Origin of the sequence: Arthrobacter sp. StoSoilB19 (assembly GCF_019977275.1) — a bacterium.
GTDB lineage: Bacteria > Actinomycetota > Actinomycetes > Actinomycetales > Micrococcaceae > Arthrobacter.
Genome location: NZ_AP024650.1, coordinates 1,964,415 through 1,991,403, shown reverse-complemented (window position 1 = coordinate 1,991,403; position 26,989 = coordinate 1,964,415). Strand labels below are relative to the sequence as shown.

Genomic DNA, 26,989 nt, shown 5'->3' with positions numbered 1-26,989 from the left:
GGAACAGGGTGCGGGCTCCCCGAGTTAGGTTTTTTACCGCTACTGCTTTCGGGAGCTACCCCAAAAGCTCCCAGTCCCAGCCATAGATAACCACAGGAGTCATAGGGTTTGTAGGGATGCGGCGATGTCGTTGGCGAGCAGTTGGGTTCTTCGTGGGGCGCGAAGTGTCCTCCACGGGGCATGAGCGTGTATCCCCTTACGTCTGTCTAAGGAGTTTCCACCTTGTTCCCCAAGAAAATGTCCGCGCGTCTCGCCTTCCCCGGGCTCGCCGCAGTATTCGCAGCGTTCTTTTTCGCTGCCGGTGCACCGACCCCACTCCTCTCGCTGCGCCAGCAGGAGTGGCACTTTTCAACTGGCACCCTTGGCATCGCTTTTTCCGCGTACGCCATAGGCCTGTTGGCGGCGCTGCTCGGGGCTGGTTCGCTGTCCGATCACGTGGGCCGTCGTCCCGTCATGCTCGCTGCTCTTGCTGCTGAACTCGCTGCGATGATTGGATTCGTACTCGCTCCGAGCATCACGTGGGTCATCAGTGCCCGCATCCTTCAAGGCATCGCCACGGGCCTGGCGACCAGCGCCTTCAGTGCTGCCATTACGGAGCAGGCACCTGCCCGATTCAAGAAGTTCGCCGGGGGCCTGGCTGCGGGTTCCGTTGCCGGCGGCCTGGGTCTCGGGGCGCTCGTGACCGGCGCTGCCGTTCAATTCACTTCCGACGCCAACACCGTGATATTTAGTGCCCTTACGGCAATCATGGCGCTGGGCCTTGTGTTCGTGGGCTTCACGTCCGAAACAGCTCCGAAGTGGCCCGGCGCACTACGCTCCCTCATCCCCCGCATTGGCGTGCCCGCAGCGCTCCGCAGCGAGTTCGCTGCCGGCGTCCCGGTGCACGTCGCGGGCTGGATGTTCCCGGCCTTCTTCCTTGGACTCTCACCTGCGATCCTCCGCCTCCATTTCGCCCTGGACGGCGGACTGGTCGCAGGGTTCACCGCATTTCTAGGTCCTTTCGCCGCTGCTGTCTCAAGTTTCACCTTCAACCGGCACCCCGCCAGGCAGGCCACCATCATCGGTACGTCCCTCACGCTGATCGGGGTCATCGTGGTCCTCATCGGCGTGAATCAAACCTGGCTCGCCGCCGTCTGGATCGGTGCCGTACTCGGCGGGACCGGCTTCGGTGCCTCATTCGGGGGGCAGGTCCGCCTGATCGCCCCGCACATCCAGCCGCACCAGCGTGCCGGCGTCTTCTCCGGCATCTACACGGTCGCGTACTTGGCCTTCGGTCTTCCTGTCATCATCGCCGGGCAGCTTGTACCCATCCTCGGACCGGTACCGACCTTCCAGTGGTACGCAGCGGCCATCGTGGCCTTCGCCGTCCCGGCGGTCGTCATCCAACTGGTCCGCCAACGGCGCGATACCGCAAGCGCCCTCACCCCGGCAGCCCCCGCCGCCTGAAAAAGCAACCCCCAAGAACAATCACCACACAACAGGAGCATCAGTGAACCCGACACATCCAAGCAGCACAACGGCCATCCAAGCCCCGCCCGTGGCGTGCCGGGTTGAAGCGGTGGTCATCCCCTCGCCGACTTCTCCCGGGCCAAGGGCTTCTACGCGGCGCTGGGCTGGAGAATCGATGCAGACCTCGACGACGGCAATGGGTACCGCCTGATGCAACTGACCCCCGGGTCAGACGCCCTGTCCTCTTCGGCACCCAGGTCACCTCCGCCCAACCCGGCAGTCTCGACGGACTGCTCCTGGTGGTCGATGACACCGACGCCCGCCCGCACTGCCCTGATGGAGTACGGCGATGGACCGGGCGAGGTCTTCCAAGTCGCCAAACGGTAGCCTCGGCGGTGGTTTCCACATCACATTTGCGAGTCCAACTTTTGGGGACCAGTTCAGACAGATCCCGGCCGCCGCTCGTATGCCTCCTGCGCCTCATTCCATGATTCGGAAGGCAACCGCTGGATCCTGCAGGAGATCGCCACAAGACTCCCGGACGCATCAGCGACACCGGTTCCACGGACACCGCGGAATCCCGCCGAACTGCTCAGGGAGACCGCGGAGTGGCACATCTCCCTCCGGAGCCGCACTGGCGAATCACGAGCCGATCCCATGGAGGTGGCTTTCCTCTTTAGCGTGCAGGAACCTACCTTGTCCTCGCCGAACACGGCATCATCATCCAGGACGACTCTTCATCGGCAAGCACACACTCTCGCCTTACGACGGCGAACCCCGGCACAAGCTTCGCCCGCCCGTCAACCCACCCAAACCAACGCAATCAACACGAATTCGTCTACCAGGTATCCACCGCGATCCCTTGGGATCGGGGCCGTCGATGCGGATCACGTCGCCGGCTAGCAGCAGCTGTCCGGTGGCTGAGCCGCCAAACCTCAGTCAGCCTGGGTTCTGCAGAGTCAGACCAGGCGTTTAATCCAGCAATGCTGTTGATTGCGCGCTGTGCGGGGTAGGTTTCGACGGGAAAGGCGATCAGGCAAGGACAGGGGAGGCCATGCTTTTTGAGCCGTTGAATGCGTACTACCGAACGTTGGGCCCGAGAGGTCGCGCGGTACTAGTCCAGCTTCCGTTGTCGGTGACGATGCTGCTGGTCACGGTCCTAACGATGGTCCTGCATCCGGAACTCGACGCAGCCGGACCGTTCCTGTACAGCCTGGGGATCCACGGTCTCTTACTCGCTGCCTGCGCTTTGGTGCCCTGGGGACGGCTGCATGGACGCGCGGTGCTCTCTATTCCAGTCCTGGATTGCCTGGCCATCGGAATCACCCGCGAGGCAGCAGACCAGTACCTCGCCGTCCTGGGTTTCCTCCTGGTCTTCCCGGTGGTGTGGCTGGCCACGGACCGGCGCCGCACCGGAGTCATTTTCGCCATCCTTGCCACCATCCTCAGCGCGGTCCTGCCCCCGGTCATCCTCGGCACAGGCTTCGACGGACCCGACTTCATCCGCATCGTGCTCCTGCCCGTCATCCTCGGAGCGATCGCGCTCACCGCCTACGCGATCGCCAACGCCCTCTCCCTGCAGCGGCAACAGCTGGAAGCAAAGGGCCGTGAGGTCCATGATCTGCTGACCGCCAGCGAGGAGCGTGAGCGGCTCATCAACACCGTCATGGATACCGTCAGCGTTGGTGTCTGCGCCCTCAACAACCAAGGCCGCGTCGTCCTGATGAACCGCCACTTCAGCAGCCACCTCGACAACGCCCGCCCTGGGATGCCGCCATCCGGTGAAGACCCCGGGATCCCTGTCTACGGTCCTGACCGAAAGCATCCCCTTCCGACGGAACGACGCCCTGGTACCCGGGCCGCCCGGGGCGAAGCCTTCACCGACGAGCTGATCTGGGCAGGCACTGGACCTGCCCAGAGGGCATACTCCGCCACCTGCCGGCTTATCCGTGACGACACCGGTAAGCACTGCGGCTCGGTCCTTGCGTTCACTGACGTCACCGCGCTGGTCGACGCGCTCTCAGCCAAGGACCAGTTCGTCACCAGCGTCTCCCACGAACTGCGGACCCCGCTCACCTCAATCCTGGGCTACCTGGATCTTGGCCTGGCCGAGGAAAACGTTGATCCCGAGATGGAGCTCTACCTGACCGTTGCCAAACGCAACGCCGAACGCCTCCTGCACCTGGTCGGAGACCTGCTCACCATCGCCTCGGATGCCTTGGCCATAGAACCCCGCCACGCCGACCTTACCGACGTCGTCAACCAAAGCGTCCAAGCCGCCCAATCCAAAGCGAAGGCCGGCGGCATCAGCCTGCACCTGAGCACGTTCGGGACCGCGACCGGGCACTTTGATCCGGACCGCATCGGCCAGGCCGTCGACAACCTCATCTCGAACGCCATTAAATACACATCCGACGGCGGCAGGGTCACTGTCACGGTCAGCAGGACCGGGCACGAGCTCCGCTGCGAAGTCACCGACACCGGCGTTGGCATGAGCGAACAAGAGATGGATGAGGCCTTCACCCGTTTCTTCCGGGCCGCGAACGCACACTCCTCCACCATTCCCGGCGCGGGCCTGGGACTGGCGATAACCAAATCCATTGTCGAAAACCACCGCGGCTACATTACCCTCTCCAGCAGCCCCGGAGAGGGCACGACCGCAACCCTGACCCTGCCGGCCGCCGACGTCGACACCCCAGCCGTTGCAGCCACGTAACGCCCGCGCCCCACGGATCCTGTCCCGAGCTCGGACAGGTGTCCTTAGTCACTTCGCGCAGCAGGGTGCGCCTGCCATGCTCTGGGTGATGCCCTTCTTTCTCGAATACGTGACCGACCAGGGGGCTGGCCGATTCACGGTGGAAGGCCGCAACGTCCCCGACGCGATACACGGGCAAGAGAAGCTGTCAAGGGGCTGGACTGCACCAGGGCCGCATTACGCCAAACGCTTCACCAGTGCTCCCCTTTCGGCGACGGATCGCTCTTGGCCTCATACACCCGGTCGGATGGCTGGAACGGCGGCGTGATCAGCGAATAGCGCCTGCCACCGCTTTATCGCCGGCCGCAGGTGGGCAGTGTTTCCATCAATCCTGGCTGGAGGAACTAGCCACGGCCTTGCCCGTGCCGGGGCAGGGTGCGAGGGCCGCCGCACCACCGGGGTGACAGTTCAGGGGGTGACGGTTCATGGGGGTGACGGTATCGGGACGGAACATCTGGACACAGTCCCCCGAACGGCTGATGAACACCAATCGAAGGCATGAAGAACCCCGGTGTGTGGGAGCGTTCTCTGACTTCATGGCGCTTTAGTGTCGATCACCATGATCACCCCCAATCAACGTTTCCGCTGTGCGGTTATCACCGCCTTGGCCGTGTCCCTTCCCTTCGCCTTCCTCACCCCCGCCGGCGCCTCCACCGCGGCACCAACTGCACCCGCACACGCACCCGACCAGCAGGCGGCCGCACCGGCACAGACCGGCCATCTGGACCTCGGCACGCAGGACCTGCCTGAGAGGCGGAACGTGACCACGCTGGCTCCGGGCCTGACCCGGACCACGATCTCGCGCGGCGCCCCTAACCAGGACTTCTTCTGGACTGCCGAAGTCGCGGTCCCGTCCACCTCGCCCGACCCCGACGCCCCGGCTTCCGCGCTGTCCACCCAGGCACAGGCGCAGAAGGTTGCCGACAAGCTCAACGCCGCCGGAGTCACGGCCCGTGTCGAGCACGTCCAGTCACCCCAACTCGCCGACGCCGGCGGCGACCTCGGCTACCGGGTCCGTACGGGCCAGTTCAGCTCGAAGGCCGACGGAACCGCCACCGTGGACCAGATCAAAGCCGCGGGCTACAAGGCCTCGGTGATCTACACCGGCTGGGACGGCGACGCCGGCTCCAGTGAGGACGACCGCGGCCCCTGGAACCTCCAGGTGCTCACGATTGATCCGAAGGAATTCCACGGCAACCTCACCTCCTCCTCCGGCCCCAACCTCCAAGACCGCGAAACCACAAGCCAGCTCTCCACCGCAGCCGGAGCCCTAGCAGCCGTGAACGGCGGGTTCTTCACCATGGACCCCGCAGCAGGCGCCCCCGGCGACCCCGCCGGGGCCACAGTCGACGATGGCAAGGTCCTCAGCGAAGCCGTCGGCGACCGGCCCTCCCTCATCCTGGATAAGAACGGCACCGCCATCCAGCGGCTGCACTGGCACGGCACTGTCACCGCGCCGGGCGCGGCGGAACTCCCACTGGACGGCATCGACCGGGTCCCCGGGCTGATCCGCAACTGCGGCGGCACGGACGACACCCCGACGAATCTGCCCCTGCACGACTTCACCTGCACAGACCCGGACGAAATCGTCGCCTTCACCCCTGAGTTCGGCCCGACCACCCCTGCCGGGCCCGGACTCGAAGTCGTCCTGGACACCCAAGGGACCGTCACCGCCGTCAACCACACGCGCGGGACCGCGGTCCCGGCCGGCGGGCAGACGGTGCAGGCGATCGGCTCCGACGTCGACAAGCTTGCGGCCGCGGCCGCTCCAGGAAGGAAGCTGAAGGTCGACACCGATCTGCTCACCGAGAGCGGTAAGTCCCTGAAGACGACCCCTTCGACGGACGTCGTCAACGGTGGCCCGACCCTGGTCCAGAACGGGCAGCTGGACGTCACCGCAAAGCGCGACGGCATGGTCCGGACCAACGACAGCAACAGCTTCTTCTACGGCTGGGTCCACAAGCGCAACCCCCGCACCTTCGCAGGAGTGGACGCCCAAGGCCGTACCCTCCTGGTCACTGCCGACGGCCGGCAAACCACCAGCCTGGGCCTAAGCCTGAACGAAGAAGCCCACGTGGCCACGTCCCTCGGCATGGTCAACGCCATCAACCTCGACGGCGGCGGATCCACCACCATGGTCCAGGGCGACCAGGTCACGAACTCCCCCTCCGACGCCACCGGCGAACGCCCCGTCGGGGACGCCCTCCTCGTACTCCCGGGCCGCACGCCGTAACCCAATCCAACTCATCCAAGGATCGGACCTTCCCACGGCTGCTGGCGCGGGCGCCCGGGAGTTGGGTGAATTAGGGCAGCGAGCCGCAATGTCATAGTGCACCGCTGCCGCTGACCGTCCCGTTACTCAATTTCCGGTCGAAGGTGGGCTGGTGCGCCAGGTGTATTGGGGATCGAACCCTAGCAGGCGCCGGGCCTTGTCGATGGAGAGCAAGGTCTCGTGTTCGCCCAAGTCCTTGGTCACTTTGACGTTGGGGTACACCTCGGCCGCCAAGCTGGCGCTGGAGCGGCTCATGACGGTGTCCGCATTGGCGATGATGAACGCCTCGAACCCCGGTTTGCCGTTCTCCAATGCCCGGAGCACGGCCTGCGCCCCGTCCCGACCATCGATGTAACCCCAAAGGTTCCACTTGCGCAGCATGGCATCGGCGTCGAAGGACGGAAACGCTTCGTAGTCTTCCGGATCCATGACGTTCGAAAACCGCAGCCCAACGATGCTCAGTCCCGGGTCCCAGCGCGTCAGCTCGATGGCCATCTGCTCCTCCAGGCGTTTCACGAGAGCGTACGTGGTTTCCGGCCGGGTCGGGTACTCCTCATCCACCGGGATATATGGCGGGTCGACGTCGAACGGCGTTCCCAGCACCGTCTCACTGGAGGCGTGAACCACCTTCTTTATCCCGGCCCGGCGGGCCGCCTGGAATACGTTGTAGGTGGAGAGCATGTTGTTCTCAAAGGTCGCCGCGTCCGACATGAGACCCGGGGCGGGGACCGCGCCCAGGTGGACGACCGCATCAAAGCCTGAGTGCCGGCGGTCCACGCCCAGGAACGCGTCTACAACTTGGCCATAGTCCCGAAGGTCTACCACGACCAGACTGGGGCTTCGCTCACCAACCTGGTCCAGATTCAGCACCCAGTGCCCCTCACTCGTGAGGCGCCGCACCACGTGCCGGCCCAGCTTCCCGCTTCCACCAGTCACCGCAATCTTCATCGATATTCTCCTCGGAATTGTTTGCCCGCGCCCACATCCAGGCTCACGGCAAGCCGCAAGGGACCACTGACCATGTCAATCGGACCAATCAACACCAAACCTAGACCGTAGACCTCTTTCACGCGTGGCCCTCCCGGTCCTAGGACAATCCGACCTACCCCTACGCAAATCGAGCGTAGTTGCGATAGCGCTGCAACTGGCTCAGCGAATGGGGCGGCCACCCTTCCCAATTCGCAACTTCGTTATGGGCGGCCCGGAGTTTCGGCGGGGTCTTCCTCGATCACGGTCCAAGACTCGAGCCATGCACCTCCTGGCGGCAATCGGCCTGGTGATCCTCACCGGGTTTGGCTGGATGGGCCGTCTCATGCCTTCGTTGTACCTGTCGGGGTCGCGTCGCAGCGCCGTTTGCTCGCGCGACTGGAGCAGTACAGTACGCCCGTCATTGGGTGCTGCTGACTTCTGCCTCGCCAGGTACAGCGCCGCGCCACCTGCAACCAGTGGGGCAGAAAAGCTCGGACCCGACACATTGCCCAACTGTCCGTCACGCATTCACCGGGCGGGGACAGGTCAACGACCGCGCCGAAGTTGGAGAACGACGAGAACGTGTCATCCGGGTCCCCGAGGCATGACAACCGTGGCAAGTGAGGGTAACGAGTCTGTGGACGCAGCGAGTCGCATCCCCGCCTCCTACTCCGAGGTCGTCACCGTGTCGTCGTTCGCCGACTCGGACGGCCTCCCAGGAGGGCTCGGCGGCGCCCCACGCCTTTGGGCGAACTGACGCGGACAAGACGCAGGGGCCCGGAATGGGGGTAGCTGAACTGCAGCGCATCCCGACGGCGAAGATCGCTGCAGCCGCCGGCGTCGCCGAGACCACCATCGGCTATCACATTACGGCTGCCACGAAGCTGGCTCCCCGCCTGCGTGACGTGTCCTACTAAAAGGTAATAGGGGATGGATTTCCTTAATTGGGTAGTCCCGCAGCTTTACCGGTCATCGACGGGTAAATACTATGAATTTACTTTCTTGGCGGGAGCCGGGGCCGGCTGGGAAGGTTCGTTGATTCGCAGTCAGGGCTTGCCCCGAACATCCCAGGTTTTCGATTTCCCCCTCACGCATGGAAGCTGCGAAAACAACGAACCTGGGCCCGCATAACTGGAACCGCTGTTGCTGAATCGCGTTGCGGGAATGCCGAAAAACCCTAGCTGCATTCAGCCGTGGCGTTCGGTGTCTCTCACGGCACATTCAGGAGATCACTATGCTGATACTCTCCCTCGTTGCAGGGCTATTCCAGTCGCTCATATTTTCCCCCGTGCAAGCACACAGCACGCTCAATACGTTCCGCGACGATTCCATCACGACGTACGTCGACTGCCCGCTACAACGGATTGACACACAACTGGTTCGTTGCGACAACCTAACGGGCGCCGGAGTCAGTGCGCCTTTTTGGATCCCGGAACAGAAATAATTCCGCGTTCCGCAGCTCAATTGAACGGACTGGATTCCAGTGCCAATCGCCAGCACTCTCCCAGAGAATCTGAGACAACGAAGGGTCCTGATCATCATCTTGTGGTCCGTGGCTCTTCTCGTCGCCCTGGTCCTCGCATCATTTCTGATCATCAACCATCTGAACGCGCTCGTAACCGCCGTCACCCTGATCTCTAACGTAGGCATCAGCGGATGGCATTTACCTCCGTTGGGCATTTCGTAATGCCCAACGGTCCATGCCAATCGATTCCCAGAATGAGTGGCACCACGCAGACCATCTCGGATCGGTGGAGCTGCATATCCGCACCGCACCGCGTGCTTTTCACCGGAGGCAATGCTTCCCGGGCTTTGGAGATATTTCAATGAAACGCTTTTTAACCGCCCTCGTGTCGTTCATGGGTGCTACGTCCCTGGCTATTGTCTCGGCTCCCTCAGCAACGGCCGCTCCGGATCTTGACGTGAATTTTGACGCCGGCGTGGCCTGTGAATTCCCTCTGGACGTATTAGGAACCGGCTCTACGGCCAGGACGCATGAGCTCACAGTCCACAACGGCGATGTGGGTCTTATCATCGAGGCTGGAAAGGGATACACCCTGACTTATACAAACAGTGACACAGGGAAATCGATTACGTTCCGGTCCAACGGGAGCGTTTCGAAAACCGTTGTTGATCCAAAGACCGGGGCAGCGACCGTCCGAATTAGTGGGCATACGGGCCTGATTCTGTTCCCCAGTGACATTCCGGCCGGCCCATCCACAACTCAATACATAGGCACCGTCGTCTTTACCATCGACCCGGAGGGTGTTTTCGACGTGCAAAGCGTATCCGGAACGGCCATCGATATCTGCGCGGCCCTAAGCTAGAGCCCTGGTGCCAGCACCCGGCCGCCAATCTTCGGATGCTCGGCCACGTCTTCTGGCCAAGCAACGGGATAGAGACCGACTTTGATCAAAGGCGGGCTAGATCAAGCCTCCTCCGACGGGCCCTGCCCAGCCGCTGAACTCTCCTCCTCCTCTCTGGCGCTCATCATCGTCTTTGCCGCACCGGCGACAGCGCTTGTACAGGCTGCCGTCCTCGGCGTGTTCGACATGCCATTGATGGTGGATGTTCAGTTTGCACAGCAGCGCCTTCAACATGGCCTTCTCCAATCCGCGTATCTGGCACTTTCAATGATGGCCCTCGCGGGTGTTGGAGGGTACAGGCAGTTACCGCACGGTTGTCCGCAGCCGCTCCGCGGGGTTCTCCTAGGATTGGCGCCGTTTCCGTTACTTCCCCACCAGATCGCCCAGTCATAAAATGGTAGGGCTGGGGCGGCGGTGTCGCTGCAGGTCTGGCCGGACCGGGGCCGCGGGCGGCCCCGAATCTGTCATATCGTCCCGAGCGGATGCGGCAATGAGTAGGAATAATCGCGTTTGGAAGCGGGTGGGACTCGCAGTCGTGCTCCTTCTTACTGGCTGTACCTATTCCACCGATGAGCCTGCACCGTCGTCAAGCTCACCGAGTCCTCTCGCTTCGCTGGAAAATCAGGTCCAACTGTTCCTGGACGAAGGCGCGGTAGCCGTCGTCGTCCAGATTCGTTGGCCCGAGGGCGAGTGGTCCAGGGCGTATGGCGTGCGGGACCTTGAGACCAAGACCCCGGCGCAGCCTACGGACCGTGCCCAAGTTGCCAGTGTCACCAAGACGATGACGGCCGTGGCCGTGCTGAAGCTCGTGGACGACAACCTCATCGGCCTCGACGATCCCGTCAATGACGTCATCCCTGGATTCACTTCCTCGCTCAAGCCGCCGGCTCCGATCACCGTGAGGCAGCTGCTCAGCCATACGTCCGGAATGCCCGAAGTCAACGATGCCCTGCCGAAGGATGTTGACTTCCGCTCTGGGCTGGCCCAAACACTCTCGATGGAGCGGGGCCTGCAACTGGCAGGAACCCTCCCCTGGACCGCGACCGATGTCGGGTCATTTAAGTACTCAAACACCAACTATTTCGCACTCGGCCTCCTGGTCCAGACGCTGCGGCACAAGCCCTACGTCCAAATCATGCAGGAGCAGGTCTTTGACCCTCTCGGCTTGAAGAACACCAGCCTGGATCATGTCGACCCTCACGAGAACGGGCTCTTGCACGGCTACGTGACCCTGCACGGTGAGAGGGTAGACATCACAGACAACACAATCACGGTCGGCAACCCGGCAGCCGGCGCGGTCTCGACGATGGAGGACCTGAACCTCCTCATGGCCGGAATCTTCCAAGGACGGGCCTTCTCAGCGTCCTCCCTGCGGGAAATGAAAACCAGCCCCGGTTTTAGCCCGTACGGGCTCGGCGTGTGGGAGCATGCAGACGGATGCTCGAAGGACTCGCGGCACGAGGGCCGGGGCACGTTCTTGGACTACCAGACCGTCGCGGTCAGCAGTGGAGACGGGGCGTACCAGGCCGCCCTGACAGTTACAACACCACCGATGCCCACCGAGCTTGAGGACCCCTCAACCCAAGACAAGCGCTACGATCTGAACGACCGGATCGAAACCTCACTCAACGAAGCCCTGGACCGCATCTGCAAACCGGGTCACTGAAGAAAGGCACTGCCTAACCCACCCGCCCCCTCCGGTCGGCCCCAGCCATCCACTGAGCCCCAGCCACTTACTGAACTCGCCGCCGCGACGCCCACCGGCGCGGTCATCGGCGTCCTTACCGCACCGCCGGCAGCGGCTGCAGGGGCCTCCGTCATCGGCGTGCTCGACATGCCATTCGTGGTGAATGTTCAGTTTGCACAGCAGTGCCTTGCGCATGGCCTTCTCCAATCGCCGCAGCAGCCACTCCGGCAATTTATTGATGGCCCTCTTCCAGCCGGGGCGAAACCGGCAATTGCTGGTGTCTCAGGCAGGAAGGGTAAAGAGGCTGGCCGGGTCATCGGCGCCCAGCAGGTCGTGGTGGAAGGCATCGGCGCCTGGCAAGTCGTGCTGAAGACTATGGCGTCCAGCGCGGGGGCTGAGCGCCCCCCGGCCCATGAATAGGTATAGGCCCACCCCGGGCCCACCCGAGAAACCGGAACGAGGAAACGCGGAACCCCTGCCACAGCAGGCGGAAGGCCCACCAGCCAGGGACTTGAGCCCGCCACCCCACACCCCTGAATAGGCTCCGCGGCAGCCAGGCCAAAGCCCGCACCGTTAGCGTCAGAGGCGCCCCAGCGCAAGCTTTGTCAACACGTCAAAGCAAGAAGACCTCTGACGAGGGAAAACACTGTGCCCGAGGTGGGACTCGAACTACATTCTCGCCCTTGCAAACACTGGGAGCCCGCGAAAACATCGGAAATACGGGCGCATTTGGAGGCAGTACGGGATAGTCCGGGACCAGGAGTGTGGACAAAGTCCACACTCCTTTTCCAATTAACTCGTGAAAGACGGGCTGTAGTGGTTAGTCAGGGAATCGCTTGCATCGCCGGGGTGGGTCCGTCGGTGCCAGTGGTGCAGATACTGACCCGGGGGTCGAAGGCGATGGCGCCGGGCTCGACTGCGATCAGCCCCCCATCCACCGGGATCGTGGCGGCGTTGACGTACGAGGCCTGATCGGAAAGCAGCCAGGCAATGACATCGGCGACCTCGGAGGATGCGACCGGGCGCCGGCTTGGGACGAACGCTGTGGCGAGGCTATAGGCTTCCTCGCGATCGATGCCGCTGTGTTCAGCGAATTCGCCCATCTCCATGTCGGCCATCTCTGTCCGGGTCCAGCCAGGGCATACTGCGTTGGCGCGCACCCCGCGCGGTCCGTAGTCGACGGCCACGGACTGCATCAACATGGCAAGGCCGGCCTTCGTGGCATCGTAACCGGCGATTCCAGCGGTAGCCCGAAGTGCGGCCGCCGAGGCCACCCCTACGATCGAGCCGTTGGCTTTGATCAGGTGCGGCAAGGCGGCACGGACTAGTAGGAAGGGCCCGGTGAGGTTGGTGCTGACCATGGCGTTCCAGTCTTCATCGGACAGCTCGCCGGCACTGCCGGCACGGACAATTCCGGCATTCAGTACCAGGCCGTTGATGGTGCCGAATTGATCCACGGTGTCCTCGACCAGCCGTTCCATATCGGAAACCGAAGCGACGTCTGCGACAATAGCGTGGGCGCCGGTTGTTTCAGCGACCTTGGCGATAGCTTCCCGCCGGCGTCCACAGATGACAACTTCCCACCCTTGGCCCCGGAGTGCTGCGGCGGTGGCGGCTCCGATTCCGGTTCCTCCGCCCGTAATAACTGCAACTGGTGTGGGGGTTATTTGGATCTCCCGGTTCTGTTTCGGAGTGTGTGCTGTTGCCGTCTCATGAAGGACTAACCCTTCGACTTAAACAAGGGTGCGGCGTACCTTTGCGCGTCATTCTGGTGGCTTCAATGCCGAAATGCTTTCCCCATCGACGATGGCGGATACCTTGCTGCCGCCAGAGGGGCGGCAGCAAGGTATCCGCGTCAGATTACTTCTTTGGCGTAGTCGATGTCGCGTCTGCTCCTGCCGAAAACCAGGCCGCCAAGCATCGCGGCGGGAATGAGGACGAGCAGCCATTTCGCGGCAGCGTTGTCAGGCCCAATGAGGGAGTCGTAGTTCTCGACCGTCACGTAGCCGATGTAGGAGAGGATCAGGGTGGAGAGAGTGGGTGCGATCTTGGTCGCCCAGATACTGGTGTTGTCTTTGGTCCGGAAGAAGAACACGACGATGGATACGGACGCCACGATGAGGATGGTGATGAAGGCTGCCGTTGCCAAGGCGCTGAACCAGGCGAACACGACGGTCAGCGGATCTGCGCCGAAGACCAGGAAGGCAACCACGACGATGCCGACGGCGACGCCGTTGGCCAGGGCTGCGGTGGCGGGACTCCCATCCTTGGAAACGGTGGCCAGCCTGGCCGGCAGGACTCCGGCACGGCTGAGGGCGAAAAGGTAGCGGGCGAACATGTTCATCAGGCCCAGCAGCATGGCGAGGTAACTGGTCACGACGAGAACCTGCATGGCCATGCTCAAGACGCTCCCTCCACTTTCGGAGGCGAGGTTGAAGATGAATCCCGCAGGGTCATCCGTTGCCGCCTGTTGGATGTTGTCCACCCCGATGGCCCCTCCGATAACCCAGATGGAGAGCGTGTAAAAAATTCCGACAAAGGCAATCACGGCGTAGAGGGCCCGCGGGATCGTCTTGCGGGGGTTGATTGCTTCTTCAGAGAAAACCACGGTTGCTTCGAAGCTGGTGAAGCACAGGAAGGCGAACAGCAATGCAATGCCCAGGCCCGGGCTGAAGAGGTTTTCTGGCGTGAAGCCAGAGAATGTGAAGACTCCTGGCCCCTTGCTGGCAACGAGCACGATAACGAGGGCAGCCACTACGAGCGTTTCACCAATGATGAGGACGGCCAAGAGTCGGATGCTCGTGTCGACGCCCCGCATAGTGAGTGCCGTGGAGATCAGAAGCAACGCGACAATCCAGACGAGCGGGGGCACGGAGAGTCCCGTGATGCTCTCCAGCAACTGCCCGGCGAAGACGCCGAACTGCGACCAGAGCCCGACCTGCAAGCTGAGGTACATCAGCAGCGCCAGACCAGCTCCTGCCGTGGCCCAGGGTGTACCTAGGCCTTTGGCGATGTAGGCGACGAAGCCGCCGGCGTTGGTGACATACCTGCTCATGCGCAGGTATCCGACGGCGAAGAGTGCGATGAGCAGGGCAGCGATCGCGTAGATCAAGGGGGCTGCCGGTCCAACCGCAGCAAAGACCACGGGACCGGTGCCCACGACGGCTGCCATGGGGGCCGCCGCTGCGATGACGAAAAAGGCGATGGCGAAGACGCCGAGTTTATTTGAGCGGAGATGGCCTGCTTGCGGTGGGACAGGTGTGCTGGACGGCGTCGTTGCCGGCAACTCGCTGACATTATCAATCATGGGTTTTCTCTTTCGGGCAGATAATGGCCGTAGCCGTGGTCGGGCTTCCTCAGACGAGGAGCCGTGCCTTGAGTTTGTTTGTGAGCGCCGGAGTGATGCCGAGTCCGTCTTCCAAGTAGGAGTGACGTGATCCCCAGGCGTGCTCCACGCTGTGCCATGCGGCTTCGAGGTACCCTTGCCGCGCTTCCAGCAAGGGTGTGATGACTGTTCGCAGGTGCCTGTCGATGGGCGCGACGCTGCCTGCGGAATCTCTGATGAGGTATTGGTTCTCCGGCAATGAACTCTGAACGTAGTCTTCGAGGATTGCGGTTTCAGGTACTCCCAGGATGGTCAAAAGGATGGCTATTGCCCATCCGGTTCTGTCCTTCCCTGCCGAGCAGTGGACGACGACAGGCAGCTCAACTCGAGCCAATGACTGAAGGAAATTGGCAAATACCGATGGGTTGCCGGCTATGTCACGGGCATAGAGCCGGTGCATTACCTCTTCAGCCTCCGCAGCAGTCAGCGTCCTGCCAAGCTCGCTCACGCGACCTTCGCGAACCGCAGACCACAGGCACGCGTCCCTGCTGTCTTGAGCCTGAAGTGGCGTTTGTACAGCCGTTAGCGCAGGCACGCAACGGTCTTCGGCGTCGGATTCCCAAGGACTTCGCAGATCCATGAAGTGCAGGCGTGCCGCCTCCAGCCTCTGACGGTCCAGGGCTGTCGAGTATCCGAAGTGTCCACTCCTGTACACCATGCCTTCAGCCACACGGGATCCTCCGTGCGCTGGCAGTCCCCCGAGGCTTCGGAAGTTCCGGACGCCCTCAAGGGAGTTAGGGCCAGCCAAGCCTGGTGTGACCTGTTTCATACATAAAAGGTAAACACTGAATGTTTCGTACTGCAATAGAACACGTTAAATGTTTGTTGCATGACTAGTTCAGAACTTAGGCATAGTGTTCAATGTTTTCAACCGCATCGGAGCGGCCGCGTACCTCTTCTTCAAAGTTTGCACAGACTGTTCACTTTTAGGATCTGATGTGCAATCATGTGAAGCAGATCACCAGCACCCCGCACGAAGGACCAGAAATGAGTGCCTCCAACAAGCCCCTCTCCCTTCGGGAACGCAACCGCATGAGAACCCGCGGCGACATTCTCGACACCGCAGCTGAGCTGCTGAGTTCGGAGGGGTACGCCTCTACCGCGCTCGAGGTCCTCAGCCAGCAGGCGGGTATTTCGAGGGGCACCATTTATGCCCACTTCCCCGGCGGAAGGGACGAAATTGTCCGCGAAGTTTATCTGCGGATCGCCGACGCCGTGTACGTACGAGGGATCAGCTTGCGGGATCCCCTGACGGACCCCGGCGCAAGAATCACGGCGCTGGCCACGGCGTTGGTGGAGGCGACAAAGGAGCCCAAGGGCCGGTTCTACGGGGTGATGGGACCGGACCTGGTGTCAGCACTATCGGACGTCATGGGCTCGACTTCCCGCTCTTTCGAAGAGCTCATTGCGCGGGATCTGAAGGATGCCAAGGACAGCGGCACCTTGCCGGAGGACGCACCGACTGAGGCCTTGGCTGCAATGATAACCGGGGCGATCCGCGCTGCCGGGGCTGCTGCAGCACGTGAGCCGGCGAACGCCGGGCCAGCGGTCGCGGCTATCCGGTTGCTCATGGACGGACTTCTAGTACGAGCCACTGTCTGACCCGCCAAGGGTCCGAAAACCACTAACGGAGGAATTTGTGTCAACACAACACTACGACGTCATCGTCATTGGATTGGGCCCCTGGGGCTCATCGGCGGCGTGGCACTTGGCAGCCCGCGGCAAGTCCGTGCTCGGCCTGGATAAGTTCGCACCGCCACACATGCACGGCTCGCACGGAGGCGCCACACGGCTGGCCCGGCAATCCAGCAGTGCAGGAGCCCAGTACACCACCTTCACAAAGCGGACCTTTGAGTTGTGGGACGAGTTGGCCGCGAAAACCGGGACCCGGCTGTTGGAACGTTCGGGAACTGTGTTCGTCGGCGAACCCGGATCAATGTGGTTCGACAAAACGGTGGCATCCCTGAACGCGTCCGATTTTGAGTACGATGCCCTCAACGCGTCGACGGCACGGAAGCGGTTCCCTTGGGCCACGATTAAAGACGACGAAGTCGCCGTATGGGAGCCAAACGGCACCGTTGCCCTCGTCCACCCCGCCATCAAGGCCCTGCAGTCGGAGGCTCGCCGGCTCGGCGCAACCCTGCGCACGGGAGAAGCGGTTCAAGGCTGGGATGAGAGCGCTTCGGGCATCGTCGTGAGCACCGATCAGGGTAACTATTCAGCCGACAAGGTCGTCGTCACCGTGGGTGCCCGCGCCAACCATTTGATGCAACTGGATCTGCCCTACAAGGTGGACCGTCAGGTGCTGGCCAATTTCCGCCAGGACGGGCCACCGAAGCCGGCCATCTACTTCGCCAAGCCCCCAGGATCGGACGAGGCACCGGCTTACGGTTGCTCCGAGCCTAACGGTGAATGGAAGTTCTCTGTCCCCGGGAAGGGAAACTGGATCGATCCCGAGGACCTCAGTCAGGACCTCAGGCCCGGAGACCTCGAACGGATCCAGGAAGTCCTCAGCGCCAGGCTTCCGGACATCGACACCAACCCGGTATCGACCACCGTATGCATGTGGTCTGAGGTGGAGGACGGCCATTGGGTTATCGGTGGACACCCGGAGTCGTCCAATGTCGTCATCGGCACCGGAGACATGGGCCGAGGGTTCCGCTATGCAGCGGTTGTTGGTGAAATGCTGGCCGATCATGTCGACGGCGTTTCCCGCCCCGAAACAAACCTGTTCCTGCCTTCACGCTTCGCCACAGCAAAGGCGTAAACATGACACCGGCAGATGTCCTGACCGCACCGTTACAGAGCTTGTGGGAGCTCGTGAAACAGTGCGAACAGTGCAGCCAGGACAACCTCCGACCCCAACACAGTGCACCTGCATTCGAACATCGAAGGACATCCAATCCTAATGACCATCGTCCCTGATACCGAAATCACCAGCATTGAGGCGGTGCTTTCGACGAACCCCGACTGGGGTGGCTGTCACGTCACCGCACATTCCCTCTCCGGCGGCCAGGCCCATAAGAACTACCTCGTCGAGGACGGTTCCCGTCGTTGCGTCGTCAAGCTCTGGAACAACTACTGGGAAACGGTAGGAGTTCTGCCCGCCGCCCACGTTGTTCTGGAAAACACGAGAATTGCCGCCGAGATCGGCGTAGGCGCGCCCGTCATAACAGTCTCAAACGAACCCTTGGCGCTGGCTCTCGACTTTGTTCCGGGAGGCCACCCGAGGCTAAGCGACGACGATGACTCCGTCACCCGACTCGTCCCTGCCCTTCAACGGCTTCATCACTCCGGCCGCCGGTTCCTCAACGACATCAACCCCTTCAACCTGGCCCGACAAAGGATGGAGGCCGCCAGAAGACAAGGTATCGAGCTGCCGCCCGGAACGTCAGCCATCCAGGCCCTGATGGACCGTCTGGAGACCGTCCTGGCCCTGGATCCGTCCCAGTTTGTTCCCTGCCATCTGGACATTTGGGATGCAAACATCATCAAGGACACCTCCTCGATGAACTACAACATTATCGACTGGGACCTCGCCGGCAACTCGGACCCGTGCTACGAGATTGGATTTATTGCAGCGCAAAACGGATTCGGGAAAGAGAAGGCACAGGCACTCTTCGAGGCCTACTTCGGCAACACTGACCCAGTAAAAATGGCCCGCGCCAGGCTCTTCATGGCGGTGGCTCATTGGTCCAACAGTGGACTGTGGATCACCGCAATGGGGAACGCTGCGCCCAACGACGACGCCGACTACGCAGGGGAACTGCGTACCTGTTGGGAAGGGCTGATCACCGAAATAACAGCCCCTGACTTCCCCGACCTAATAAAGGCAGCCGCAAAACCAGCAGCTCTCGTCTAACACCCCCCGCCACGCGTTAGCGCCTAACCAAGGCTGGCTCTACACCAGTCGATACGACTACGCCCATAAACAGGAAAAGATTTCGGAGCAACAGATGAACGACATCACACAGCAAGAAGCACACAAGATAGTTGAAGCGGCACGAGAGGCAGCCCTGGCCTCGGAAACCCTGATGAACATTGCCGTTGTAGACGCCGGCGGAAACCTCAAGGCCTTCACCCGCATGGACGGTGCGTGGCTCGGCAGTATCGACATCGCCATCAAAAAGGCACGCACGGCCCGTTACTTCGACATGCCCACCGGAGACATCGGCTCCATCTCGCAGCCCGGCGGACCGCTGTTCAACATCGAAGTGTCCAATGGCGGCCTGATCACCTTTCCCGGAGGCATCCCACTGACCAAAGACGGGGTGACCATCGGCGCCATCGGTGTCAGCGGCAGCACCGTGGAAAACGACCACCTGGTCGCTACTGCCGGCGCCCAAGCCCTCTAACCGGTTGCCGGGGCCGGCCATCGACCGTCCGACCCCGGCAACACCCACCGACTCATGTTCCGGACTCAAATCCGCACCAACGGCCAAGGACAGCAATGACACTCGAAACAGCCACAGAACCGGCACCCGACGCACTCCTCCAGGAAGGTCTCATTAACCGCCGCGAACGCACCATCGGGCGCCACTCCCCGCTGTTCTATGCCACTCCCCTGGAAATCGTGGCCGGCGAGGGCGTGTGGGTCCACGACGCCACCGGCAAGACCTACCTGGATGTCTACAACAACGTTCCCCACGTCGGACACTCCAACCCCGTCGTCCGCGAAGCAATCACAACCCAGCTGCAGACCATCAACCTCCACACTAGGTACCTCAACTCACGCGTCGTTGAGTACGCCGAAAAGCTGCTGGCGCTCTTCGATTCCCCCTTGGAGCGGGTGTTCTTCACCAACAGCGGATCAGAAGCAAACGAGCTCGCGCTGCGAATCGCACGGCAACACACCGGCAACACCGGCATCCTTATTTCGGACCACAGCTACCACGGCAACACCACGACCCTTGCCGAACTGACCACCGGCCTCCAGGTCAAAGAACCCCTCGGCGCCCACGTACGCCCCATTCGTATTCCGGACGCAGCAGGGCTGACACCGGCTAAACGAAAGCGCCTCCTCCAGGAAGCGCTGCGCGACGTCGACGCAGCCATCTCCTCGCTCCAGGCCGAAGGCTACGGCGTCTCAGCCATCCTGTATGACCCGCTGTTCTCAACCGAGGGACTCCTGCAGACCCCCGCCGGCTACATCGAGGCAGTCACCGACCGGGTCCGTGCTGCCGGCGGACTGATCATCGCGGACGAGGTCCAGTCAGGCTTCGGACGGACCGGCAACCACATGTGGGGCCACCAGGCTTTCGGCACCACCCCTGATCTGGTGACACTTGGCAAGCCGATGGGCAACGGCCACCCCGTAGGTGGCGTCATCACCACGCACGCACTGATGGAGGAATTCGGGGAAAACAACACCTACTTCAACACATTTGCTGGAAACCCCGTTTCGTCGGCAGCCGGCCTTGCTGTGCTCCAGGTCATGGAAGAGAACGGGCTTGTTGAAAATGCACACCAACTCGGCAAGTTCATCGCTGACGAACTCGCAGCCCTTACTAAGGGCAACCCCAGGATCAAGGGCGTACGCGGCAGGGGCCTCTTCTTTGGCCTGGAAATCGTCAATACCGACGATGCGACGCCGGACCCCGCCGCCACCAAGGCACTCACAGAAGAGATGCGTTCCCGCGGCGTTCTCATCGGAAAGATCGGTCGCCACGAAAACGTCCTCAAAATGAGGCCACCGCTCGTCTTCGAACTCGAACACGCCCAACACATGATCGAGCAACTCCGTCTGGCACTGGAAACACTCGACGGCCCTACTGATCAAAACCAATGGTGACCATCCCGGATTCACGCGGAACAACAACTAACCACTCAATGAGGAGAATGCCATGAACACCACGCCTGTCCTGACCGAGGGCTCCGTTGCTGCCCGGACCATCTTCAATCCCGCCACCGGTGAACCCGTCGGAGACGCCCCGGTGCATACGGTCGCGGACCTGCAGCACGCCATCGACGTGGCAGTCGCCGCCCAGCCCGGCTGGGCCGAGTTCGGCCACGAGGCACGGTCCGCTGCACTGTTGAAGGCCGCCGACGCCATCGAAGCCCGCGCCGAAGAACTCGCCCAGCTGCTTTCCCGCGAGCAGGGCAAACCGCTGAACGGCCCCAACGCCCGCTTCGAAGTCGGCGCCTGCGCGGCCTGGCTCCGCGCCGCCGCAGGGACACCGCTCGAAGCCGAAACCCTGGTCGATGACGGTGAAACACGCGCCGAGCTGCATTACCGGCCCATCGGCGTCGTCGGGGCCATCGGGCCGTGGAACTGGCCCATGATGATCACCGTCTGGCAGGTCGCCCCCGCGCTGAGAATGGGCAACGCCGTAGTGGTCAAACCCTCCGAACACACCCCGCTCAGCGTGCTTGCCCTCGTTGAAACCATCAACGAAGCCCTGCCCGAAGGGCTCCTCACCGTAGTCTCCGGCGGACGCGATGTAGGCGAGGCCCTCGCCTCGCACCCCGCCATCGGGAAGATCATGTTCACCGGCTCCACCGCCACCGGCAAAGCGATCATCAAATCCTCCGCGGACACCGTCAAGCGGCTCACCCTGGAACTGGGAGGTAACGACGCCGGCATCGTCCTGCCCGACGCCGACCCGAAGGCCATCGCCGAAGGCCTGTTCTGGGGCGCCTTCATCAACACCGGCCAAACCTGCGCCGCCCTGAAACGCCTCTACGTCCACGACGACATCTACGACGCCGTCTGCGAGGAGCTCACCAACGTGGCCAAGGCCATGCCGATGGGTAACGGCCTGGACGAAAAGAACGTCCTCGGACCGCTGCAGAACAAGGCACAATACGAGATCGTCGCGAACCTCGTGGAGGCCGCCAAAGCCTCCGGAGCCCGCGTCCTCCTCGGCGGAAACCCGGACACTGACCAGCCCGGCTACTTCTACCCCACCACCCTCGTGGCCGACATTGACAACGACAACCCACTCGTCGCCGAAGAACAATTCGGCCCCGCCCTGCCCATCATCCGCTACAGCACCATCGACGAAGCAATCCAGAAAGCAAACGCCCTCGACGTCGGACTCGGCGCCTCCGTCTGGTCCTCAGACCCGGCAACAGCCCGCAATGTCGCCGCCCGCATCCAAGCCGGCACCGTCTGGATCAACAAACACGGCGCCGTCGACCCACGCATCCCCTTCGGCGGCGCAAAACAATCCGGCTACGGCCTCGAATTCGGCGTCGAAGGACTCAAACACCTCGGCGTCCCCCAGGTAATCAACGGCTAAAACACCACTGACTGGTGGGGGCACCGCCGCAGGCGGTGCCCCCACCGCGGAAGGCCAAGGCTAAGGGCCGCACGCTAGATACAGCGACCCAGTAGTGCCAATCGACATTGCGGAGGATTACTTGAACCGCCACACCCGTGCAGTTGAGGTAAAGGACTGGTCCATGCTCCGGGCCGGCGACAGGGTTGCCGTCTCAGAAGACCTCTTCTACCAAGACGGGCTCCAAGTAGAAGAAACAGCAGCAGAGATAGGCGTGATCTGGGTCCGCAGAATCTCCAGTGGTGACCGCCAGCTTCTCAGCGTCGGGACCCACAGAATCTGGCATCTCGACACTAAAGACATCTGATCCGCCCCGGTTCAACAGCAAGAACGCAAACGAAGGTGCACATTCATGGTTCATAAAGTCCAAGCAGTTGTGGTTAAGGAGAAGAACGCCCCTGTGTCGTTGGAGACCATCCTGGTGCCGGATCCGGGGCCGGGGGAGGCGCTGGTGGACATCCTGACCTGCGGCGTCTGCCACACCGACCTGCACTACAAGCAGGGCGGTATCGGAAACGACTTCCCGTACCTCCTGGGCCATGAAGCCACCGGTGTGGTCAGTGCTGTCGGCCCCGACGTCACGTCCGTGGCCCCCGGCGACCGGGTGATCCTTAACTGGCGTGCCGTCTGCGGGCAGTGCCGTGCGTGCGCCAAGGGCCAGCCGCAGTACTGCTTCAACACGCACAACGCCACGCAGAAGATGACCCTGGAGGATGGAACCGTGCTTTCGCCGGCCCTGGGCATCGGCGCTTTCGCCGAGAAGACGCTGGTCGCCGCCGGGCAGTGCACCAAGGTGGACCCGGACGTTGACGCAGCCGCCGTGGGGCTGCTGGGTTGCGGCATCATGGCCGGCATCGGCGCCGCGATCAACACCGGCGAGGTCAAGCGCGGGGAATCCGTGGCCGTCATTGGCTGCGGCGGCGTGGGCATCGCTGCGGTCGCCGGGGCCAGGCTGGCCGGTGCCACGACGATCATCGCCGTGGACATCGACGACAACAAGATCGACATGGCCAAGTCGCTCGGCGCCACCCACGGCGTGAACTCGCGCCAGGAGGACGCCGTGGAAGCCATCCGCGCCCTCACCGGAGGCCACGGAGCGGACGTGGTGATTGACGCCGTCGGCCGCCCTGAAACCTACAAGCAGGCCTTCTACGCCCGCGACCTTGCCGGCCGCGTGGTGCTGGTGGGTGTCCCGACGCCGGAGATGACGCTGGAACTGCCGCTGCTGGATGTCTTTGGCCGCGGCGGGTCGCTGAAGTCCTCCTGGTACGGCGACTGCCTGCCCTCCCGCGACTTCCCGATGCTCGTCTCGCACTACAAGCAGGGCAACCTGGACCTGGATGCGTTCGTGTCCGAGCGGATCACCATCGACCAGGTCGAGGAAGCGTTCGGCAAGATGCACGAGGGCAAGGTGCTGCGCTCCGTCGTCGAGGTCCAGCCGGCCGGGGCGTCCGCATGAGCGTCACCATCGAAAACCTGGTCACCTCCGGCACATTTTCGCTCGACGGCGGCACCTGGGACGTGGACAACAACGTCTGGATCGTGGGCAATGACGAGGAATGCATCATCATCGACGCGCCGCACGACGCCGCCGCGATCATCGCCCAGGTCCGCAGCCGGAAGGTGAAGGCCATCCTGCTCACGCACGCGCACAACGACCACATCGGCGCCGCACGCGAAGTCGCCGATGCCCTGGGCGCACCGATCCACCTGAACAAGGAGGACCTGGTGCTCTGGGAGCAGGTCTACCCGGACGCCAAACCGGACCACTACCACTCCGACGGCGACGTGTTCCAGGTGGGCGGGGCAACCCTGAAGGCAATCCACACACCCGGCCACTCGCCCGGGTCCACCTGCTTCCACCTGGAAAGCGAGGGGACGGTCTTCACCGGGGACACGCTGTTCAACGGCGGCCCAGGCGCCACCGGCCGGTCCTACAGCGACTACCCCACCATCCTCGCCTCCATCCGCGAACGGCTCCTGACCCTCCCGGCCGACACCGTGGTCCGCACCGGCCACGGCGGGAACACCACCATCGCCGCCGAGCAGGAAACGCTGAACACATTGGCGTAGTGCCTGGAAGTCGTGTTGCCACAGCGGCCACGACGGCAAACCTGTCAGGAGCTGTACCCGCCGGGGTCTTCGCCGAACGACAACGCCATCGTTCCGCTGCGCTTCAACGCGTCTACCACCACGGCAGGCTCGATGGCCTGCGCCCGCGTGGCCCACTCAGCCCCTTTTAGATAGGTAGAAAGTGCTGCGCGGCTTGGAAATACGGCATCGACAACAAGCTGGAAGTCACCGGCGAGGACCGCGGCATACCGTACTGACGAAGAAGGAAGCATTTCCGCTTCCACACGGTCCAGTTCTGGAAACGGCACCTTGACCCACAGCAGAACCTCCACCGGCAAACCGAGCAGCGCAGGCTCGAAGACCGCACGGATGAACAATGTGCCCTCGCGCCGCATCCGCTCCACCCTGCGCTGGGCGGTCTGCACTGAGAGCCCAGTGATACGCGCCAGTTCCTCATAACTGGCGCGGCCATCGCGTTCCAGTGCCCGGAGAATCTGCCGGTCCTCTTTGCCCAATTGCTCCACGTGCTCCAGGGCGGTGGGAGCCTCCGAGTACCGGGTTCCGCCCATCGCCTCAATCTCCGCCGGCGTCAAGACGCCGGGATTCCACTGATGCATGGTCCTGGGATAGCTGAGGACCGGATACGTGGCGGCCGACCTCACCCCCGGGATGCTCCCTATGTCCCGGATGAGCAGCTCTGCAAACTTGGAAGCAGGGCTGGAAAACTCCGCCGCACAATCCGCCGAACCGGTGAGGATGTAGGTGTACAAGGTCTCCGGCCGTCGCGCGAGGGCCGCAGCGGCTATTCCTGCTGAGCCCGGATTGCAGGCAACCTTCAACACAAACTGTTCCAGATGCCTGAAGCGGCTCGGATTCGGCAACGCGCGTATCCGCACCCGCCCGTCCCGGAGGAGCTCGGAGCCCCTCCGCGCCACCGTCCGTTCGGCCTCCCCCAATGATGCGGCCACTTTCGCCCACGAGGCGCGCCCGTCTACCTGGAGGGCGCCGACAATCCGCTGGTCCAGCTCATCCAGCACATCCATTTCCCGCTCCCTTTTACGACTTCTTTGTCACCTCCAACTCTAGACTTTCCGCCAGACTTTTGGCTGATTCTTCCACTTATCCAGAAATCATTGTCGGAAACACGTGACCCAGCACACGATTGTTGACGAAGTCGATACCTAGTGAAGGAAAAGCAATGACAGGCACAGTCGCAATGACGCGTCAGGGAGCAGTTCGCGGGGTCACGAACGATGGCACCATCAGCTGGCGCGGGATACGGTACGCCGCTCCCCCGACCGGAGCCCTGCGGTGGCAGGCTCCCCAGCCGGCAGAGCCGTGGGAGGGCATTCTGGACGTGACCACGTTTCCAACGCGTGCCCCGCAGGTGCTCGCGGCCGAGCTCGTGCCGCCTGGCGGGGCAACGCCGTCGGACGATGACTCGCCCATGGGTGAGGACTGCCTCTTCCTCAACATCACCGCACCGATGCAGTCGGCAAACTCGCCCTGTCCGGTTCTGGTCTGGTTCCACGGCGGCGGATACACCTGGGGATCAGGAGCCAACTTTATCGGCGACGGGACAGCCCTCGCCCTCGAAGGCACCATCGTGGTCACCGTCAACTACAGGCTGGGAGCCCTCGGCTTCCTCAAGCTGGACCACCTCCTCGGCGAGCAGTACGCCTCGTCGGCGAACGCAGGCCTACTGGACCAGATCGCTGCACTGAAATGGGTCCGGGACAACGTGGCCGCATTCGGGGGAGACCCTTCACGCATCACCATCGCCGGTGTTTCCGCCGGGGCCAAGAGCGTGGTCAATCTGATGGCCTCGCCAATGGCCGAGGGCCTGTTCCACCGCGGAATCATTCAAAGTGGCGGCGAGCACCTCAACACCCCCGACACCGCAGAGCAGGTCACCGCTGCACTGCTTCGCACCCTCGGCCTTAGCCCTGCGGATGCCACGGAGCTCCTAACGATGCCCGTTGAGACAATCCTCGCCGCACAGCAGGAGATTGCCGCCGGCGTCAGGGCAACCTGGGTCTGGCGCCCAACCGTAGACGGACTCATTCTTCCCGAGGCCCCGGTCCACGCCTTCGCCAAGGGCCGCGCCAGGGGGATCAACATCATGGCCGGCGTGACAGCCAACGAGGCCGGAAGCTACGACCTCGCCGACCCGTGTGCATCGCAACAGTCACCACGCGTCCTACAGGAGATCTTCGGGGACGAAGCAGAACAAGTGCTGGACATTTACCGGAGCGCCTTCCCAGAGGCGGATGAGCGCCGCCTCCACTGCGCCGTGCTGGCCGACGAACGGTACGGCATCCCCACCATTCGGCTGCTCGACAGCCAGTCCGAACACGCGTCCTGCTGGCGTTACCGCTTCGATGCTCCAAGCCCCGGCGCCCCCAAGGAGAAGTGGGGGTTCCATGGCGCCGACGTTCCCTTCGTCTGGGACATCGGACTCGAAGCGGCAGAACCGGCGTTACAGACTCTGGCATCAGGAATCCGGCAGGCATGGACAACCTTCATCCACCACGGAAAACCCGAAAGCCAGGACCTGCCCTTCTGGCCGGAATACCGGCGAACAGAACGGTGGACAATGTTGCTGGACACCACCCCAACAGTGGTCCCGGACCCCCGGCAGCAACAACGGCAGGCATGGGAATCGGCAGAGTGGCAGCCCGACACCTGGTGGACATTCCCCGCCCTGCATCCAGCACACAACACAACCCACTGACGAGTGAAAGAGTCCGTAC

General features: G+C 62.7%; 21 protein-coding genes. 16 read left to right on the top strand and 5 right to left on the bottom strand.

The window, feature by feature from the left end; translation table 11 throughout:
• Positions 1-222: 222 nt before the first annotated feature.
• The 3 genes from LDO86_RS09105 (at position 223) to LDO86_RS09095 (ending at position 6,437) form a co-directional block, all read left to right on the top strand.
• Positions 223-1,446: an MFS transporter gene (locus LDO86_RS09105; protein ID WP_155845621.1), complete on the top strand. Its 1,224-nt coding sequence runs from the start codon at positions 223-225 to the stop codon at positions 1,444-1,446.
• Positions 1,447-2,731: 1,285 nt separating this feature from the next.
• Positions 2,732-4,165, top strand: coding sequence for a PAS domain-containing sensor histidine kinase (locus tag LDO86_RS09100; RefSeq protein WP_224084438.1), 1,434 nt, complete (start codon positions 2,732-2,734; stop codon positions 4,163-4,165).
• Between the two features lie 598 nt (positions 4,166-4,763).
• Positions 4,764-6,437 carry a phosphodiester glycosidase family protein gene (locus LDO86_RS09095; protein WP_051081428.1) on the top strand — a complete coding sequence of 558 codons (1,674 nt, stop codon included), beginning with the start codon at positions 4,764-4,766 and terminating at the stop codon, positions 6,435-6,437.
• Positions 6,438-6,563: 126 nt separating this feature from the next.
• Here the strand turns inward: LDO86_RS09095 and LDO86_RS09090 are convergent, their stop codons facing one another.
• Entirely contained in the window at positions 6,564-7,424 is an 861-nt protein-coding gene (locus tag LDO86_RS09090) for an NAD(P)-dependent oxidoreductase (RefSeq protein WP_018771060.1), read from the bottom strand.
• Between the two features lie 803 nt (positions 7,425-8,227).
• Between LDO86_RS09090 and LDO86_RS20205 the strand changes: the two genes are divergently transcribed.
• The 3 genes from LDO86_RS20205 (at position 8,228) to LDO86_RS09075 (ending at position 11,477) form a co-directional block, all read left to right on the top strand.
• Positions 8,228-8,362, top strand: a complete 135-nt coding sequence (locus tag LDO86_RS20205; protein WP_018771061.1) for a hypothetical protein — start codon at positions 8,228-8,230, stop codon at positions 8,360-8,362.
• A 909-nt stretch (positions 8,363-9,271) separates the two neighbouring features.
• Entirely contained in the window at positions 9,272-9,772 is a 501-nt protein-coding gene (locus tag LDO86_RS09080) for a hypothetical protein (protein ID WP_018771064.1), read from the top strand.
• 559 nt (positions 9,773-10,331) lie between these two features.
• A complete protein-coding gene (locus LDO86_RS09075) occupies positions 10,332-11,477 on the top strand; it encodes a serine hydrolase domain-containing protein (protein ID WP_224084437.1) in 1,146 nt (381 codons plus the stop codon).
• Between the two features lie 845 nt (positions 11,478-12,322).
• Here the strand turns inward: LDO86_RS09075 and LDO86_RS09070 are convergent.
• From LDO86_RS09070 to LDO86_RS09060, 3 genes are all read right to left on the bottom strand, one after another.
• Entirely contained in the window at positions 12,323-13,120 is a 798-nt protein-coding gene (locus tag LDO86_RS09070; protein ID WP_263422047.1) for an SDR family oxidoreductase, read from the bottom strand.
• A 233-nt stretch (positions 13,121-13,353) separates the two neighbouring features.
• Positions 13,354-14,805 (bottom strand): APC family permease, encoded by a 1,452-nt coding sequence (locus LDO86_RS09065; protein ID WP_018771069.1) that lies wholly within the window; start codon positions 14,803-14,805, stop codon positions 13,354-13,356.
• A gap of 49 nt (positions 14,806-14,854) precedes the next feature.
• Positions 14,855-15,652 carry a tyrosine-protein phosphatase gene (locus LDO86_RS09060; protein ID WP_081620239.1) on the bottom strand — a complete coding sequence of 266 codons (798 nt, stop codon included), beginning with the start codon at positions 15,650-15,652 and terminating at the stop codon, positions 14,855-14,857.
• A 218-nt stretch (positions 15,653-15,870) separates the two neighbouring features.
• On the opposite strand from LDO86_RS09060, the gene LDO86_RS09055 reads away from it, so the two are divergent.
• The 9 genes from LDO86_RS09055 to LDO86_RS09015 all read left to right on the top strand — a co-directional run bounded on the left by LDO86_RS09055 (position 15,871) and on the right by LDO86_RS09015 (position 24,236).
• A complete protein-coding gene (locus tag LDO86_RS09055) occupies positions 15,871-16,485 on the top strand; it encodes a TetR/AcrR family transcriptional regulator (protein WP_018771071.1) in 615 nt (204 codons plus the stop codon).
• A gap of 37 nt (positions 16,486-16,522) precedes the next feature.
• Positions 16,523-17,650, top strand: a complete 1,128-nt coding sequence (solA, locus tag LDO86_RS09050) for an N-methyl-L-tryptophan oxidase (RefSeq protein ID WP_081620240.1) — start codon at positions 16,523-16,525, stop codon at positions 17,648-17,650.
• Between the two features lie 141 nt (positions 17,651-17,791).
• A complete protein-coding gene (locus tag LDO86_RS09045) occupies positions 17,792-18,745 on the top strand; it encodes a phosphotransferase (RefSeq protein ID WP_018771073.1) in 954 nt (317 codons plus the stop codon).
• 94 nt (positions 18,746-18,839) lie between these two features.
• Positions 18,840-19,238 (top strand): heme-binding protein, encoded by a 399-nt coding sequence (locus tag LDO86_RS09040; protein WP_018771074.1) that lies wholly within the window; start codon positions 18,840-18,842, stop codon positions 19,236-19,238.
• Between the two features lie 95 nt (positions 19,239-19,333).
• Positions 19,334-20,674 (top strand): aspartate aminotransferase family protein, encoded by a 1,341-nt coding sequence (locus LDO86_RS09035; RefSeq protein WP_224084436.1) that lies wholly within the window; start codon positions 19,334-19,336, stop codon positions 20,672-20,674.
• 52 nt (positions 20,675-20,726) lie between these two features.
• Positions 20,727-22,124, top strand: a complete 1,398-nt coding sequence (locus LDO86_RS09030; RefSeq protein ID WP_018771076.1) for an aldehyde dehydrogenase family protein — start codon at positions 20,727-20,729, stop codon at positions 22,122-22,124.
• A gap of 94 nt (positions 22,125-22,218) precedes the next feature.
• On the top strand, positions 22,219-22,470 hold the full coding sequence (locus LDO86_RS09025) for a hypothetical protein (protein WP_026266041.1): 252 nt from the start codon (positions 22,219-22,221) through the stop codon (positions 22,468-22,470).
• 45 nt (positions 22,471-22,515) lie between these two features.
• Complete coding sequence (locus LDO86_RS09020; RefSeq protein ID WP_224084435.1) at positions 22,516-23,622, top strand: S-(hydroxymethyl)mycothiol dehydrogenase; 1,107 nt, start codon at positions 22,516-22,518, stop codon at positions 23,620-23,622.
• On the top strand, positions 23,619-24,236 hold the full coding sequence (locus LDO86_RS09015) for an MBL fold metallo-hydrolase (protein WP_018771319.1): 618 nt from the start codon (positions 23,619-23,621) through the stop codon (positions 24,234-24,236). Before LDO86_RS09020 ends, LDO86_RS09015 begins: the two co-directional genes overlap by 4 nt.
• Before the next feature lie 44 nt (positions 24,237-24,280).
• Here LDO86_RS09015 and LDO86_RS09010 read toward each other — a convergent pair whose 3' ends face one another.
• Complete coding sequence (locus LDO86_RS09010) at positions 24,281-25,279, bottom strand: Lrp/AsnC family transcriptional regulator (RefSeq protein WP_224084434.1); 999 nt, start codon at positions 25,277-25,279, stop codon at positions 24,281-24,283.
• Between the two features lie 155 nt (positions 25,280-25,434).
• Here LDO86_RS09010 and LDO86_RS09005 point away from each other — a divergent pair, with 155 nt between their 5' ends.
• Entirely contained in the window at positions 25,435-26,970 is a 1,536-nt protein-coding gene (locus LDO86_RS09005) for a carboxylesterase/lipase family protein (RefSeq protein WP_026266081.1), read from the top strand.
• Positions 26,971-26,989: the final 19 nt, after the last annotated feature.

Coding starts and splice junctions, on each gene's coding strand:
- LDO86_RS09020 (WP_224084435.1), top strand. CDS start 22,516: ATGGTTCATAAAGTCCAAGCAGTTGTGGTTAAGGAGAAGAACGCCCCT.
- LDO86_RS09045 (WP_018771073.1), top strand. CDS start 17,792: ATGACCATCGTCCCTGATACCGAAATCACCAGCATTGAGGCGGTGCTT.
- LDO86_RS09010 (WP_224084434.1), bottom strand. CDS start 25,279: ATGGATGTGCTGGATGAGCTGGACCAGCGGATTGTCGGCGCCCTCCAG.
- LDO86_RS09040 (WP_018771074.1), top strand. CDS start 18,840: ATGAACGACATCACACAGCAAGAAGCACACAAGATAGTTGAAGCGGCA.
- LDO86_RS09090 (WP_018771060.1), bottom strand. CDS start 7,424: ATGAAGATTGCGGTGACTGGTGGAAGCGGGAAGCTGGGCCGGCACGTG.
- LDO86_RS09015 (WP_018771319.1), top strand. CDS start 23,619: ATGAGCGTCACCATCGAAAACCTGGTCACCTCCGGCACATTTTCGCTC.
- LDO86_RS09005 (WP_026266081.1), top strand. CDS start 25,435: ATGACAGGCACAGTCGCAATGACGCGTCAGGGAGCAGTTCGCGGGGTC.
- LDO86_RS09080 (WP_018771064.1), top strand. CDS start 9,272: ATGAAACGCTTTTTAACCGCCCTCGTGTCGTTCATGGGTGCTACGTCC.
- LDO86_RS09060 (WP_081620239.1), bottom strand. CDS start 15,652: ATGAAACAGGTCACACCAGGCTTGGCTGGCCCTAACTCCCTTGAGGGC.
- LDO86_RS09065 (WP_018771069.1), bottom strand. CDS start 14,805: ATGATTGATAATGTCAGCGAGTTGCCGGCAACGACGCCGTCCAGCACA.
- LDO86_RS09095 (WP_051081428.1), top strand. CDS start 4,764: ATGATCACCCCCAATCAACGTTTCCGCTGTGCGGTTATCACCGCCTTG.
- LDO86_RS09055 (WP_018771071.1), top strand. CDS start 15,871: ATGAGTGCCTCCAACAAGCCCCTCTCCCTTCGGGAACGCAACCGCATG.
- LDO86_RS09030 (WP_018771076.1), top strand. CDS start 20,727: ATGAACACCACGCCTGTCCTGACCGAGGGCTCCGTTGCTGCCCGGACC.
- LDO86_RS09035 (WP_224084436.1), top strand. CDS start 19,334: ATGACACTCGAAACAGCCACAGAACCGGCACCCGACGCACTCCTCCAG.
- LDO86_RS20205 (WP_018771061.1), top strand. CDS start 8,228: ATGGGGGTAGCTGAACTGCAGCGCATCCCGACGGCGAAGATCGCTGCA.